Raw genomic sequence first — 17,208 nt, 5'->3', positions numbered from 1 at the left:
TTAAAGGCCTCTTTCAATAGGCCTTTTTTTATTTTCTTGATATTTTTATTTATATTTGTATAATTAATATTATAAGTGTTTTAAAATAAGTTAATTTAATAGGATAAAAATATGAAAAAAGAATTTAAATATTTGATTTTGACTTTGAATGTATTTTTATTTAGTAATATATTTGCAAAAGAATCTATAGAGATAAATCAAGAAATTAGCCAACTAGAATTGTTAGATTTGCCTGACGAAATGTTACTTAATATTATCGAAAAATTATTTGAAGAATTAGTAAAAAAGTATATGAATGATTGGTGTAATATTTTGGAATTTGATCAAGAATTCAATAAAAAAGAATTATACCAAAAAGTAATGTCTCTAAGATTAATTAATTGTAGATTTGGAGTACTTTGTAATACTTACATTGATAAGTACCTAATCAATACTATAAATAGACTAAAAAAAGAAAGATCGAAATATTTGATAGATACAATGAAAAAATCAAATACTTTGGATCAGAATGAGCTTGATGCAGCGTTAGTAAAAATATTAAATAAGCAAGTGTCTAATAAAGAAATTTTGCATGAAGCTGTAAAATTGATACTTATAGGGGCTAACCCAAATATTTGTGGAATTGCAGGACAAACTGTTTTAATGAAAGCATGTTATTATAGCGATACTTATATTGTTGAATTACTGATTCAAGCAGGAGCTGATCCAACTATTAGGGATGATATTAATGAAACTGCTTTATTTAAAGCAATAAAATCAGGTCAAAAAGAGATAGCTTTAATTTTAATCGATCAGGATCAAGATTTTAATATTAAAAATCTAAAGTCTCTAACGGTTTTAAAGTTAGCTTTTATGGTAAACGATAAAGAAATAGTGGAAAAATTAATTAAAAAATTAGAAACCATTAAGTAACTAGTAAAAAGAGTATAGCTCTTTTATTAGATCTAATTTTAAAATAAAAGTAATCTAAGTTTTATATATTGATATTAAAAGGCCTATTTTAATAGGCCTTTTAATAAGAATTTAATAAAATAAAATTGCTAACCAATTTATAAACAAAAATTTATATTTCTTATTTTTATTTAAATTAATTTAAAACTATTCTTATAAAATTTTATTTAAAATTTGTTGGAACAAATTTATTTTCTGAATCATCTTTTTGAGTTTCTTTTTCATAGGCATAAGCTGCTTGATATATATTATGTTCAGATAAATCTGGTCCAATTAATTGGAATCCAACAGGCATTTGATCTTTAGTAAGTCCGCATGGTACGCCCAAGGAAGGTATTCCGGCTAAATTTACTGAACAAGTAAAGTAATCTTGTAAGTCCATTAAAAGAAGATTATCATTATATTTACCAAATTCAAAAGCTGTTGTTGGAGAAACAGGAGAGAAGAGTAAATCGACTTCTTCAAATGCTTTAAGAAATTCTGATCTGATTAGTCCTTGAACAACTTTAGCGCTTCTATAAAATTCATCCGCATGACCTGCTGAGAGTACATAATTACCTAGTAATATACGAGATTTAACTTCAAATCCAAAACCTTCTTCACGAGTATTTATATACATATCGTTTAAAGTTTCGGCATTTTTAGATCTATAACCATAACGTACGCCATCAAATTTGGCCAAATTTGATGCAGCTTCAGCTCGGCTAATGACAAAATAAGCAGCTGCTGAGTAGTCCATCATAGGTAATTTAATACGTTTAATTTTTGCGCCAAGTTTTTCAAAAGTTTTAATTGCTTCATTTAAAAGAGTATAAACTTCATCTTCTATACCGTTTGCTTCAAGTGCATTATCGATAATGCCTAGTGTAAAATTCTCTTTTAATTTACCTGTAAGCTGTTTTGTATAATCTTGATTTTGTACATTAAGAGTAGAGGAGTCATTTTTGTCAGTACCTGCTATTGCTGAAAGTACTAAAGCATTATCATATATATTTCTTGTAAATATCCCAATTTGATCCAAAGATGATGCATAAGCAACAAGTCCATAACGAGATATTAGACCATAAGTTGGTTTGAGACCAACTATTCCACATAAAGATGCAGGCTGGCGAACAGATCCACCGGTTTCGGAGCCTAAAGCCCAAGGAACTAATCCAGCAGCTACCGCTGCTGCTGATCCACCACTTGATCCCCCTGGTACGCATCTAGTGTTCCAAGGATTTGCAGTTTTTTTATAATGAGATGTTTCAGTAGAACTGCCCATTGCAAATTCATCCATATTTGCTCTGCCGATTAGAAGGGCTCCTTGGTTTTTTAAGTTTGTGATAGCAGTAGCATCATAAGTTGCTTGATAATTCTCAAGAATCTTAGATGCACAGGTAAGGTTTCTGCCTTTTTGGCAAATATTATCTTTTATAAGTCCTGGTATACCATATAATAAGCCATTAGATGTATTTGTAAAAGTATTTAAAATCGAATCTTTATCAAATATTTCAAGAGCAGAATTTAAAATGGGATCATATTTTTTAAATCGGTCGATAAAAAAACTTAGTAATTCTTCAGTATGCAGTTCTTTGTTCAAAATTTTGGTTTTTAATTCTTTTATCGAAGCAAAAGCTAAATTATTCATCAGATTCACCCTATTCATTCTGTTAATTTATATTATTTATTCTCTGTTGTTGGCTTTTTTAGGATCATAGGCACAACAAAGTAATTGTCTGTCTTTTCAGGAGCTAAATTCATTAGAGGAACATAATCTTGTTCTCTTGAATTGTCTTCTCTTAATATATTAGTATTGTGAGGTAATTCAGGTATATTTACTTCTTGAGCTAACTCTTTTAAGCAAGATACGTAATTTAGTAAAGTATCTAATCTTTCAATTAAAATTGGAATCTCATCTGGCGATACATCTATCATAGATATTTGAGCTAATTTTAATATATCATCTTTGGTTATTTTCATATAGTTTTTCCTAAGATTTATATTTAATTATTATAATTGTTTTTCAGTATTTTCATATAAACAATACTCATAAATACATTGCTTATATAAAAGGTGCTATAGATAAGCATAAATTTTATGTTTAAGTTTTTTATCGATATAATCGATAATATATACGAGGTGGGTATAAAGAATAAACCACCAATAATTAATCTAGTCCACATTACGGTTTTAACTTGTGCAGCTCCTCTTAAAGCTGCTGCTAATATTAATTGTACCATATCAAATAAAACTAGTATACTGATAATTGGTATTATATTAGCTGTATTTATAGTAAATGATCCTTCTTGGTCAAAAAGAGATATAAAAATTTTAGGCCATATGGCAAAAAAAATAAGTATACTAGATACCATAAAAAAAGATATAATAAGTACTTTTTTAATATGATCCAAGATAATTAATTTATTAGTCTTATCGTTACTTTTAATACTGTTACTTACTAAGAACGTAATTACTTGAGTTAATGCAATTGCTGGTAAGATCGATAATCTTTCTATATGTTTTATTGTGTTAAAGCTTGAAAGTAAAGTTGTGCATGTTTGTGTATCATAGCTTGCCGATATAAAAGAAGTTCTATTGGATAACCATATATAAAAAATAGCAAATGTAGCTTTGTCAATTATTACCGGTAAACTTAAATTTATAAAATCGTTTATATAATTAATGTTTAAATTATTAAATTTAGGTCTCCAATTTATACAATATTTTTTTATATTTGGATCAAATAATATATAAATTAATGTAATAATAAGCATAGATACATAATGTATAATACAGGCTATAGCTGATCCGTTAAAGCCGTATTGAGTAAATCCCAATTTCCCAAAAATTAATACATAATCAAAAAATATAAATATTAAAGAACCAATAATAAATATGATCATAGGCACTTTAGTATTTTTTATAGCACGTAAAAAACCGATTAGACTAAAAAAAATAAAACTAAAAAAAACGCTAATAGCTCTTAATCTTAAGTAAGGTACTCCTATATTGCATATGTCTTTAGGTAATTGATATAAAGAATATATTGAATATGCGTTAGTATAAAGTACAATAGATATAATAGAACCAAAGATAAAAAATATCCAAAAAGAGTTTGAGAATATCTCGCCTGCCTTTTTATATTCTGAATTACCATTAAACATTCCGCATAATATAATTAATCCTACTGAAAAACCTTCAGCTGTTTTAGTAATAAAATGAAATAGAGTTTCAATAACTCCAGAATTGGCAAAGCAAAAAGAGCTGATTTTAGATATAAAGAAGCTATCAAGAACATTAATAATAAAGTAAAGTATAAAGCATGTAATAAACTCTGGTAAAAAGTATGATAATATTTCTTTATAGCTATTTTCACATTTATCTTTTGAATCACTTTTTAAAAGTGATTTGTTTTCAATAAATATATTTTTCATCTACTTTTCTCATTTATTACCATACCTTTTTTTCTATCTTGTGTTATTATAATACTTTTAAGCTTATGATTAAAATTAAATTTTACTTTTAAAGAAAATTAACTGTCTTTGTTTATTATCATTTTGATAAGAATATGTTTTATAAATAAGCTCTTTCTCCTCTTTAGTAGGAATCCAATTTTTAGATGCCCAATATACAATAGAACTATTTTTATAAAATGAAGATGGTTTAAACACTCTTAATAGTTCATCTGTATGTAAAGATGCTCTTGCACAAAAGTAATCGACTTTATTTTCTAGTGGTTCTTGAGGTGTTCTTAAAAAAGTTCTCCAATCTAAATTGCAGGTTTCTATATTATCTAGATTAAGTTCTTCAATTACTGTTTCTAAGAAATTTACCTTTTTCAAAATAACTTCTATTAATATGACTTTTAATGAATTATCTCTAATCTTTAAAGGAATTCCTGGAAATCCTCCGCCAGATCCTACATCTACTATTACTTTATTATTAAGATCTACGGCCTTTGATAAAGCTAAAGAATCCTCAAAATGATCATTTATTATAGATTCTAAATCTGTAATAGCAGTTATATTATATAATTTATTATGTTCAATAAGTAGGTTATAATATTTTTTAAATTGATCTATTTGCTCTGAAGATAATAAATTTCTTTTTGCAAAATTATCCCATAAAATTTGATTTTTGATTTCTTTTTCCATAAAATGTAGACTTTATTTGTTGTTATTTGTTAAATTTAAATAAAAAAGTAAAATATTAAAAATTAAATTACTTATAAAAATAGATGAATAAAAGACTTTTAATTTTAACGCTTTTATTAGTATATAATGCTATATTTTGTGCAAATAAACAACTAAATCCTTACATACTAACGTTTTTTATTAAACCTTTGACTATTCAAAATGAAAAAGAACTTGAAAGTCAAAAAATAAAAAACTTAAATCAAGCAAAAGATTTACAGAAAAAATTCTTTAAAATTATAAATAGTAGTTTAATTAAACATCCTGAAGTAGGTATATATGCTTCTTATGCTGGTTATTCTACATATTCTAATCACAATGGTCAGATATCTTTTTCAAGACAAACAGCTCTGCCCAAAATTAATCTTCTTCTTACTCAAGATATTAAGCCGGTATTTCAAAATCCAAATAATCCAAATACTATTTTAGGATTTGTTGTAGATCCTAAAGCTAATTTTAAATATTACTCAATTGAACGTAAAGAAAGCGTTCAAGATCAAGTATACAATTGGTACATAAGTGAACAACCTTTAAGTTTAAATAAAATTATTCCATATGATTCGATTATATTATTTCTAGATCCTAAAAATTTTTTTGTACCGTTAGGTCAAACATCTGCAATAGGAGGTGAAAATTTGCTTTTACCTGATATTTATTTAATAAAAAACCCTGATTCGGTATTAAACGTATTTAGATTTTTAAAAGTTAGACAATATTTTGCGCCGGTAAATTTAAAATCAGAGTTTAAGGAAGACGTTTATCAACAAAGAGTAGCAAATTAGCCTTCTTAAGTGTATATTTAGTTTCTCTGGATGCTTAAATTATTTTTCAGGTTTGAAAAAACATGCTAAACTATTAGAGTATCCTATATCAAACTTTTTATAAGGAATATAATATATGAAATTTCAGATATCCTTTGATATTACTGACCTTGATAAGGCTATTAATATTGCGCAAGAAATAGAAAGTCATTTTGATATTCTGGAGGTTGGAGCTTTGCTGATATATAAATATGGTGAGGAATCTGTTAAAAAATTTAAACAAAATTTTCCTCAAAAAACGATATTGGCAAATGCTAAAATAGTTGATCAAAGTAAAGATGCTGTTTCTCTTTTTGCTCAAGCAGGAGCTGATTGGATAACCGTTATGGCTGGTGCTCCAAGAAATGTAATTCATACAGCATGTTTAGTTGCTCATGAATTTGGTAAAAAAATTATGTTGGATCTAACTGATGCTAGTTCCGTAGGTCAGTCTGCTTTAGAAGCAAAAAGTTTAGGAGTGGATGCTCTTCTATTTCATAAGCCTTCTTCAGAAGATGTCCAAGCGGTATTTCATGAACGTTGGGAAATCGTTAAAGGTAATACTCAATTACCTGTATTTATAGCTTCTAACATAACAAGAGAAAATATAGCTGAAATCCTATCAATAGGAGCTAATGGCATAGTTATATCTAAAGCAATAACCGGAGCTAGTAATCCACTAGAAGAAACATTGTATTTTTCAGGTATAATTAATAACTTAGAATAATTTGTTTAATTTTAATATTTGACTTTTTGTCATTGTTTCTTTTAAAATTATATATATTTATATGATTAAGTATTTTAACTATTGGGGGGTATCTAACAAAATAATGAAAAAGCTGTTAATAGTTGAGTCACCGGCAAAAATAAAGACTATATCTAAGTTTTTAGGTAAAGATTTTAAGATTGTTTCCACTTTGGGACATATTAAAGATTTGCCTTCTAAAAAGCTTGGAGTATCTTTTAATGGCGAAATAAAGATCGATTATGAAGTTTTAGAGGGTAAAGATAAAACTATATCTGAGATTAAGAAAGAAGCAAAAAATGCCGATGAAATTTTTTTAGCTCCTGATCCTGATCGTGAAGGGGAAATTATTGCTTGGCATGTTGAGCAGGAACTACTTAAAATAGTAAAAGATAAAAGTAGGATACATCGTATAACTTTTAACGAAATTACAAAATTAGCAATAGAGGAAGCAATTTCTAATCCATCTTCAGTTAATTTAAATAAAGTTAATGCTCAACAAGCAAGAAGAGTGCTTGATCGTTTGGTAGGGTATGAAGTATCCCCGGTTTTGTGGCGAAAGATAGCAAAAGGTCTTTCAGCAGGACGAGTGCAGTCTGTTGCTTTAAAGTTGATTGTAGATAGAGAAGAAGAAATAGTTAATTTTAAACCTGAAGAATATTGGTCGATTGAGGTTACTTTTATTTCTAAAGTTGATAAAAAATCTATAACGATTATAGCACCTTTAGTTCAAATTAATAAGAAAAAACCGAAAATAGAAAATAAAGAAAAAGCTGACAAGATAGTTGAAGAAATTAAAAACCACGATTATAAAATAATATCTATAAAAGATACTAATAGATTAAAAAATCCTTTAGCCCCTTTTATGACAAGTACTTTACAGCAAGTTGCTTATAATCGTTTGGGTTTTAATGTTCAAAAAACTATGCAAATCGCTCAAAAACTTTATGAGGGGGTACCTCTTGAGGATGCTTCTACGCCTATTGCTTTAATTACTTATATGAGAACCGATTCTTTAAGAATATCTGATGTAGCAATAAAGCAAACTCGTAAATTTATAACTGACACTTACTCAAAAGAGTATTTACCTCCAAAGGCCAATGCTTATACAAAGAGTGGATCAGCTCAAGATGCTCATGAGGCAATAAGGCCTATAGATATAACTTTGACGCCTGAATATGTAAAGAAATATGTTTCTTCTGATCAAGCTAAATTATATGACTTAATTTGGAAAAGATTTGTCTCATGTCAAATGAAGCCAGCTCAATATGCTCAAAGACAAGTGTCGATTGAAGGAGGACCATTTATCTTTAAAGTTACAGGTTCAACTTTAATATTTGATGGCTTTTTAAAAGTATATAATGACACTGAAGACTCTCAAGATAGTGATGAGAAAGATAAAAAAGTTACTATTCCGGCAGAGATTGAAGAAAATATGTCTTTAAATAAGAAAGATATTGATCCTAAGCAGCATTTTACTCAAGCTCCCCCACGATTTACAGAAGCTTCTTTGGTAAAAGAATTAGAAAAAGAAGGGATAGGAAGACCTAGTACTTATGCAACTATATTAAAGACTATACAGTTAAGATCTTATACTACAATAGATAACAAAAAAAGATTTGTACCAACGGAGCTTGGTACGGTTGTTACTAAAATGTTGAGTCAAAATCTTTCTAAGATTATGGACTTAAAATTTACAGCAAATATGGAAAAAGATCTTGATAAGATAGCTAATGGAGAGTTGCAAAGAGATAATCTAATTAATTTATTCTATAACGACTTTGAAAAAGATTTGGAAACTTTTAAGGGCGAAGATAACAAAAAAATTGCTCAAAAAACCGGGATGACTTGTCCCAAATGTGCAACTGGAGAGCTCTTAATTAGATTTGGTAAAAGTGGTCCATTTGTTGGATGTAATAATTATCCTGAGTGTGATTTTACTAGTAACTTTGAGCGCCTTGAAGATGGAACGATTAGACTTATAGAATCAGAATTAATTGTACTTGAAGAAAATTGTCCTAAATGTGAGCATAAATTAAGACAGTTACAGGGTAAATACGGCAAATTTATAGCTTGCTCTGGTTATCCTAAATGTAATTATGTTCAACAGGTTAAGGCCGGGTTTAATTGTCCCTTATGCCAAACTGGCGATGTTATTCAAAGAATGTTTAAAGGTTCTAGATTTTGGGGATGTAGCAACTATCCTAATTGCAAATTTATAACTTCTGGTGAAACTGAACGAATTTCTTGTTCAGAATGTAAGTGGCCTTTTCTTTTAAAAAAATTAGATAAAGAAGGTAATCCTCGTTTTTATTGTGCTAACAAAGAGTGTAAAAATAAGTAAATAAAAAATTATTAAGTATTCTTTAAGTTACTTACTATATTAATTTTACCATAAATCTTGACTCTGAATTATTAAAAAGTAGTAGATTTCAATCTACTACTTTTTTTTGTTTAAATTTAATTTTATTAGAGGCTTTATGTTTAAAATTAATGATTATTTTTATTATATTCTTTTATTATTTACTATTTTTAAAGTTGATGCTGCAATTTATACGGTAACTAGTACTAATGATACTTATACTTCTGGTACTTTAAGATACTATATTGGGACTGCTTCTTCTGGTGATACTATTGTTTTTTCAAATTCTTTGGCTGGTCAAACTATTAATTTGACTAGTCAATTGTATATTGGAGTCTCTAACTTGACGATTCAGGGTCTTGTATTAAGTGGTTCTAATCAAATAACAATTAACGGATCAGGTATTTCTTCTGGAAATACTTTTTTTATTGGTAATAGTAGCTGTACTATTACTAATCTAAATATTATAGGCAATAATTCAGGTAATGCAGTTTATATAAATAGCTCTAATAGTATCGTCTCTAATAATACCATAAGTGGTAATAGTAATAGTGGTATATTTATCAATGGAACTAATAATAGCATAAGCAGTAATACTATCACTAATAACAATGCTTCTAATGGCGGTGGTGGTATTTTTATTAATTTAAATAGTAATACTATAACTAATAATATAGTTACCAATAATACTTCAAGTAATAATGGTGGAGGTGGTATTTTTGTCAGTAGTAGTAATAATACATTAACTGGAAATACTGTTAGCAATAACACTACAACTAATACTGCTGGAGGGGGAGGTATTTATATTACTGGTTCTAATAATATCTTAAGTAATAATACTATTTCTGGAAATAATGCTTCAAATAGTAGTGTAAATGGAGGCGGAGGTGTTTATATTAATGCTTTCAATAATACTTTACAGAATAACATAATCAGTAATAACATTTCCGGTTATGATGGCGGTGGAATTTATATTAATAGTTATAATAACAAGATTTTAAATAATGTTATTAACGGTAATACTGCAACTCAAGAAAATGGTGGCGGAGGTATAGCTGTTGCTAATGGTAGTGGTCAATACAATTCTATTTTATCTAATAATATTTATGATAATACTCAAGGAGGTATTTTCTTAATAGACGGAGGGAATCATTATCAAGCAGCTCCTAATTTGATAAGTGCATCTTTTTCAGGCAATAGTATTACAGTTTCTGGTATAGCACCCGCGGCAGCTTCTGGAGGAGGTACTATGCTTATTCAATTTTTTTTAAATGATGCAAATAATTCTATCAATGAAGGACAACAATATATTTCTGGAGCTGACGTAATAGTTTCTGCAAATGCTGCGTTTACTGCTACTTTTACTTTGCCTACTACAGCTTTAACGCCTCCTTATTATATAAGTGCAACTGCTACTAATAATAATGGTTCTTATACCTCAAGTAATCTAGGAGATACCTCGGGATTTCCTAATACATCTTTGCCAATTACTTGTACTTCTTTAACAGTTCTTTTAAATCCTACTTCTTATGATTTGTTATGTCCGGTTATTATTAATCCAAGAGATAATTTATGTATAGGTAGTACTATTGACATATTAGCTGTTGTGAGTGGAGGTAGTGGTAATTATACGTATCAATGGTCAGGGCCTAATGGGTTTAGTTCTACTAGTAATCCAATTATTATTAATAATGCAACGACTCAAAATTCTGGTACTTATAGTGTGATAGTAACTGATTCACTTTATGGTTGTACTGGTAATGCTTCAACTGAGGTAACTGTAGATTCTCAAATTATTGTTAATGTCTCTGCTACACCTGCGGTTGTATGCTCTAACTCAAATGTAATTTTGTCTGCTCAAGTAACAGGAGGTTCAGGAAGTTATAGTTATAGCTGGTCTGGTCCTAATGGCTTTGTATCTACAGCCAATCCTGTAACCATTAGTAATGTTACATCAGCAAATGCGGGAACTTATACTGTTAATGTTGTAGACTCTAATAATTGCAGTGCTTCGGGTAGTACTATAGTTACAGTTAATAGTAATGTAAATGTTTTTGTAAGTCCTTCACAATTAACAGTATGTTATGATGATACAATAAACTTGGATGCTCAAGTGACAGGAGGTTCAGGAAGTTATAGTTATAGCTGGGCTGGTCCTAATGGTTTTACTGCAGTCTCAAGTTCGATTAGCGTATCCAATGCTACTTTATTAAATATGGGAACTTATACAGTAACTGTGACCGATTCTAATGGCTGTACAGGAACTGCGACTTCAACTGTTATAGTTAATTTTCAATTAACTTCTTTAATAAGTCCTTCTCAACAGTCTATATGTTCTTCTGGAATTATAAATTTAACAGCGCAAGCAACAGGAGGTAGCGGAGGTTATAGTTATATCTGGACGGGTCCTAATGGATTTACATCAACATCTAATCCTATCAGCATATCTAATGCAAATATATCAAACAGTGGCACTTATACAGTTACCATAACTGATTCTAATTTATGTACTAGTACTTCTTCGGCCAATGTTAATGTATTGCCTGAGATTACTGTTTCTATAACTCCTAGTTTTTCAAATATATGTTATGATGGAGCAATAAGTTTGACAGCTCAAGCAACTGGTGGATCTAATGTATATAATAGTTATATCTGGACAGGGCCTAATGGTTTTTCCGGCATAGGAAATCCTATTAGTATACCTAATGCAACAACAAGCAATACGGGTACTTATACGGTAGTTGTAATTGATAGTGCTGGTTGTATGGGTACTGGTAATGCTAGTGTTGTTGTAGGATCAGAGATTAATCTTTCTGTTGTATCTACTCAACCAACGGTTTGTCCTGGAGGTACAATAAATCTTACAGCTCAAGTGACAGGAGGTGCAGGAGGTTATAGTTATAATTGGACAGGGCCTAATGGTTTTACATCAACATTAAATCCTGTTAATATTCCTAATGTTAGCCAAGCAAATTCTGGAATTTATCAAGTAACTGTTACTGATGCAAATAACTGTGTAGAAATAGGGTCAATAGATATAGCAGTTAGCACTCCAGTTATTGTTGAAGTTACACCTTCTCAATTAACAGTTTGCGTTGGCGAATCTATAGAGTTATTGGCAAATGTTTCAGGGGGTAGTGGGATCTATAGTTATCAATGGTTAGGTCCAAATGGTTATTCTTCGACAAATAATCCAATTAATATATCAAGTGCAACTTTATTAAATAGTGGAACATATACTGTTACAGTTACCGATTCTAACGGTTGTATAGGTACAGATGTTTCTAGTATAAATGTTAATCCTGCACTTTCTGTTGATATAGTTTCTAATCAAACTATATTTTGTGCAAATAGCACTATAAATTTAACAGCGCAAGTCTCAGGAGGAAGTGGAGTTTATAATTATGGTTGGACAGGTCCTAATGGTTATTCATCAACAGGAACTTCAGTAAATATTCCTAATGTTACGCCTTTAAATGGAGGTACATATCAATTAACAGTAACAGATTCAAATGGTTGTCAAGCGAGTAGCTCTATATCTATAGGAGTTGATTCAGAGATTATAGTTGCGGTAACTCCGTCTATGTCAAATATATGTTATGGAAGTACTATTAATTTAACAGCTCAAGTGACAGGAGGAGCAGGAGGTTATAATTATAGTTGGGTAGGTCCTAATGATTTTACATCTACATCTAATCCCATTATTATACCTAATGCAACAAATGCAAATACAGGCACTTATACGGTTACAGTAACTGATTCTAATGAGTGCTTTTCTACAGATACTGCTAGTATAAGTGTAGGATCTGAATTAAATCTCTCAGTCCAACCTAGTTCTATTGTTTTATGTCCTGGAAGTGATTTAAATATAACAGCGGATATAAGTGGAGGAAGTGGGGGCTATAATTATAGTTGGTCGGGTCCCAATGGATTTATATCTAACTTAAAAACTATTACTATTAATAATGTCAGTTCTTCAAATTCTGGTACATATAATATAACTGTAACCGATTCCTCTGGTTGTGCGATAAGTGGTTCTTCTACTGTTACTGTTAATTCAGATTTAGTAGCCAGTATAGCACCTAATACATTAGATGTATGTGTAGGAGGAACTATCAATTTATCTGCTCAAGTCAGTGGAGGTTCAGGCATATACACTTATTTGTGGAGTGGACCCAGTGGATTTTATTCAAATAATGATTCTATTTCAATTTCTAATGTTAATTCTGTAAATTCTGGAATTTATCAAGTTATAGTAACAGATAGTAATGGTTGTACTGACACAGCAACTTCTACTGTTTCTGTTAATTCGCTAGTTAACGTGAATTTAAATCCTGCTTCAGTAACTTTATCGACTGGAGATACTTTGAGTATTATGTCAACAGTTACCGGAGGGACAGCTCCTTATACTTATTCTTGGGTAGGACCTAATGGATTTATTTCTAATGATCCAAATGTTAACATAGTTAATACTATGGCATCTAATACTGGTACATATACTTTAGCAGTCACTGATAGTAATGGATGTTATGGGGTTTCTAGCTCAGAAGTAATTGTTCAATCAACTATTATTGTTACCGTTACTCCATCTTCAGATATTATATGTACTGATAATGTTATTTCCTTGAACTCTAATGTTACTGGTGGAAGTGGTAATTATAATTATAGTTGGTCAGGTCCTAATGGATTTAGTTCAGTAGAGACAGATATTAATATAGCTAATGCAACAACAGCCAATTCAGGAAATTATGTATTAACGGTTACTGATTCAGTGATATTGGATTCGGGTGTTGCTAGTTCAAACATAACTGTTTTACCTGAGATTAATATAACGCTTATTCCTGCTCAAAATCCAATATGTGCAGGTGGTACTATAAGTATATCATCAAGTGTATCGGGTGGTGATGGTAATTATACTTATAATTGGGCGGGTCCTAATGGATTTACTTCTTCTTCTCAATCAATTAGCATATCTAATGCTACTACTTTATATTCAGGTAATTATACTTTAACGGTTACTGATTCTACTGGCTGTACTTCCCAGCAAATAATTAATATAACTGTATATCCCGATTTAACTCTATCTATATCTCCTTCACAAAGTATTATCTGTCAAGGTAGTACTATAACTTTAAATTCGATAGTAAGTGGAGGGAGTGATAGTTATGGCTATAATTGGACAGGTCCTAATGGATTTAGTTCAAGTGATTCGAGTATAACTATATCTAATGCTTCTATGATAAATACTGGTACTTATATTTTAACTGTAACTGACTTATTAGCTGGATGTTCAAGTATTGCTAGTGCAACTGTTTTGGTATTAGAGGGTATCAACTTGACCGTTATTCCCCTTCAATCAACCGTATGTTCTGGTGGTTCCATTAATATAAGTACACAAGTGTCAGGTGGTAGTGGTAGTTACAGTTATAGTTGGACAGGGCCTAATGATTTTACATCTAATTTGCCAAATATTAATATCAATAATGTTACATCATTGAATTCTGGATTATATGTAGTTCAAGTAAATGACTCAAGTGGATGTACAGCAAGCGCAAGTTCTAGTATAGAGGTTAGTTCTGTAGCAGTTTCAGTAAGTCCCTCTCAATTAACTGTATGCTCAAGTGATACTATAAATTTAACGGCTCAAGTTTCAGGAGGAAGTGGTAATTATAGTTATAGTTGGACAGGGCCTACCGGGTTTACATCAACATCTAATTCAATCAATATAACTAATGCAACAGTGGCAAATACAGGAGTTTATCAAGTCATAGTTACAGATTCTATTGGCTGTACTAGTACAAGTTTTGCATCAGTGCTTGTAAATCCTGATATTAATGTGTCTATTTTTCCTTCTCTTATTAGTACATGTCCTGGTAGTTCATTAACTATAACTGCTGTTATTTCTGGTGGAAGTGGAATATATGATTATAATTGGATATATCCTGATGGAACTACACCTAATGCTACTACTTCAATTACTATAAATAATATTAGTTCTGAAAATGCTGGAGTATATACTTTAAATGTGATCGACTCTAATGGTTGCCAAGCAAGTACAACTTCTAATATTGAGGTATATCCTGAATTAGAAGTAAGTATATCTCCAGATGAACTTAGAGCGTGTGTTGGTCAACGGTTCATTCTAACAGCAGAACCTATTGGTGGAAGCGGCATATATAATAGTTATTCTTGGCAAGGACCTAATGGTTTTTTTACAAACTCTAATCCTATAGTTATAGAAGATGCTACTCAATTGAATACTGGAAGTTATAAAGTTACAGTTATTGATTCAAATGGATGTCAAGCAAGTGCCATCTCTAATGTCACTATTAATCCTGCAATAGATGTCTTTATAGTGCCCGATCAGCTTAGAATTTGTTCTCAAGGAACAATAAATTTAAATGCAATAGTTTCGGGAGGAAATGCTGTTTATAATTATTTATGGTCTGGTCCTAATGGGTTTACTTCTAATTTACCTTCGATTACAATAAATAATGCAACTTTATTAAATAGTGGAGATTATACTGTTCTAGTTAGTGATGTTGATGTGGATGGATGTGTTTCTATGGCAAGTGCTAATGTATTGGTAGATTTGCCATTAAATGTTAATATTGTGCCAAATGAATTATTTAGTTGTTATGGCGCATCTGTAACATTTAATTCTAATGTCACAGGTGGAATTGGAGCTTACAACTATAATTGGACTGGTCCCAATGGGTTTGGTTCAGATCAACCAAATATTACTCTTAATAATGTAGAGCCATCAAATTCGGGTACTTATACTTTAACTGTTACTGACTCTTTTCAATGTTTAAGTACTACTACAGCTCACTTAACAGTAGATCCTGAGATTAATGTTAATACTTTTCCTAAAAATGCTAATGTGTGCTTAGGTGGAAGTTTAAATATAATTTCAGTAGTATCAGGTGGAAGTGGTATTTATAGTTACAATTGGACAGGCCCAAATGGCTTTAGTTCAAATCAACCCAATGTTACTCTTAATAATGTAAATCTCTCAAATACCGGTACTTATACTTTAACAGTAACAGATGCAAGAGGATGTAGTGTAATATCAAGTAGTGATGTCAATGTTCTTTCGGAGTTAACTGTAACAGTTACTCCTGATCAATTATTAACTTGTACTGGTAATACTATAACTTTAGTTGCAGAAGTTATTCAAAGAAATGCATTATATAGTTATAGTTGGGCAGGACCTAATGGTTTTACAGCAGATACCCAATCAATTATCATAGAAAATGTAACTTCAGCAAATACAGGTACTTATACTGTAACTGTAAGAGATGCTGATGGATGTTTGGGTGTAGGTGTTGCCAATGTGAGAGTAGCTCCTACAATAGATGTTTCTGTTAGATATTATAATGAACAGTCGCCTATATGTTCAGGAGGTACTTTAAGTTTAGTTGCTTGTCCTTCAAATGGAAGTGTGCCGTATACCTTTTCTTGGACTGGGCCTAATGGCTTTAACTCTGATTATCAATTAATTGTTATTGATAATGTAAGCTCTTTAAATAGTGGTACTTATTATGTAACTGTGACAGATGCAAATGGTTGTATTGGTACCAGTAGCTTTGATGTAATAATAGAAGATTTTAGTGTTGTCATAAGTCCTAATGTACAAAATATATGTTACGGGAATTCTGCTACTTTTCAAGCGAATGTAATATGTGGTAGCGGTAATTATACTTATAATTGGACAGGCCCTGGTATAATTGGAGCTACAAATACTCAAAGTATAAATGTTTCTTCGACTTTAGAGCCTGGTAATTATATTTATACTGTTACTGTAACAGATATGATTACAGGTAATGTAATTACTACTTTTGCATCTTTAAATATCAGTAAAGCAGAAGTTTTATTAACTGCTTCAGCGACTCAAATAGTTGAAGGGGATATGGTATTATTAACAGCTACGCCAATATCTGGGATTCCACCTTTTACGTTTATTTGGTCTGATGGATTTGTACAAAGTGGAGATTCTGCTGTTAGTAGATTAGTAACTCCTACAAGTACCGATAATAATTATAGTGTTTATGTAGTTGATGCAATCGGTTGCCCATCTGATCCATCTGTTAGAGTAGTTATAAAATTTAGTCCAGGTCCTAGATCTAATTTAAGTAGATTAATTCATGAGAAATATTGTAGCAGTTAATGATA

Annotated in this window: 9 protein-coding genes; 5 read left to right on the top strand and 4 right to left on the bottom strand. The window is 30.4% G+C overall.

The annotated features are described in order from the left end of the window. The first annotated feature begins 111 nt into the window (after window positions 1–111). Complete coding sequence (locus BABL1_RS01510; RefSeq protein WP_023791475.1) at window positions 112–912, top strand: ankyrin repeat domain-containing protein; 801 nt, start codon at window positions 112–114, stop codon at window positions 910–912. A gap of 202 nt (window positions 913–1,114) precedes the next feature. On the opposite strand, the gene gatA is transcribed toward BABL1_RS01510, so the two are convergent. From gatA to rsmG, 4 genes are all read right to left on the bottom strand, one after another. Continuing rightward, a complete protein-coding gene (gene gatA / locus BABL1_RS01505) occupies window positions 1,115–2,581 on the bottom strand; it encodes an Asp-tRNA(Asn)/Glu-tRNA(Gln) amidotransferase subunit GatA (protein WP_023791472.1) in 1,467 nt (488 codons plus the stop codon). Window positions 2,582–2,613: 32 nt separating this feature from the next. Beyond that, window positions 2,614–2,913, bottom strand: a complete 300-nt coding sequence (locus BABL1_RS01500; protein ID WP_023791470.1) for an Asp-tRNA(Asn)/Glu-tRNA(Gln) amidotransferase subunit GatC — start codon at window positions 2,911–2,913, stop codon at window positions 2,614–2,616. A 23-nt stretch (window positions 2,914–2,936) separates the two neighbouring features. Beyond that, window positions 2,937–4,367, bottom strand: a complete 1,431-nt coding sequence (locus BABL1_RS01495) for an MATE family efflux transporter (protein ID WP_023791468.1) — start codon at window positions 4,365–4,367, stop codon at window positions 2,937–2,939. A gap of 75 nt (window positions 4,368–4,442) precedes the next feature. After that, the gene (gene rsmG, locus BABL1_RS05205; protein ID WP_023791466.1) at window positions 4,443–5,087 is read right to left on the bottom strand and encodes a 16S rRNA (guanine(527)-N(7))-methyltransferase RsmG; all 645 of its coding nucleotides are present in this window, start codon (window positions 5,085–5,087) and stop codon (window positions 4,443–4,445) included. An 83-nt stretch (window positions 5,088–5,170) separates the two neighbouring features. On the opposite strand from rsmG, the gene BABL1_RS01485 reads away from it, so the two are divergent. The 4 genes from BABL1_RS01485 to BABL1_RS01470 all read left to right on the top strand — a co-directional run bounded on the left by BABL1_RS01485 (window position 5,171) and on the right by BABL1_RS01470 (window position 17,203). Then, window positions 5,171–5,908, top strand: coding sequence for a hypothetical protein (locus BABL1_RS01485; protein ID WP_023791463.1), 738 nt, complete (start codon window positions 5,171–5,173; stop codon window positions 5,906–5,908). Between the two features lie 115 nt (window positions 5,909–6,023). Then, entirely contained in the window at window positions 6,024–6,653 is a 630-nt protein-coding gene (locus BABL1_RS05200; protein WP_023791461.1) for an orotidine 5'-phosphate decarboxylase / HUMPS family protein, read from the top strand. Window positions 6,654–6,756: 103 nt separating this feature from the next. Continuing rightward, entirely contained in the window at window positions 6,757–9,015 is a 2,259-nt protein-coding gene (gene topA, locus BABL1_RS01475; protein ID WP_053335899.1) for a type I DNA topoisomerase, read from the top strand. 136 nt (window positions 9,016–9,151) lie between these two features. Beyond that, complete coding sequence (locus BABL1_RS01470; RefSeq protein WP_023791455.1) at window positions 9,152–17,203, top strand: Immunoglobulin-like repeats containing protein; 8,052 nt, start codon at window positions 9,152–9,154, stop codon at window positions 17,201–17,203. Window positions 17,204–17,208 lie beyond the last annotated feature (5 nt).

Origin of the sequence: Candidatus Babela massiliensis (assembly GCF_000513475.1) — a bacterium.
Classification (GTDB): Bacteria; Babelota; Babeliae; order Babelales; family Babelaceae; genus Babela; species Babela massiliensis.
The sequence above is the reverse complement of the archived record's forward strand: the minus strand, read 5'-3'. Positions and strand labels throughout refer to the sequence as shown.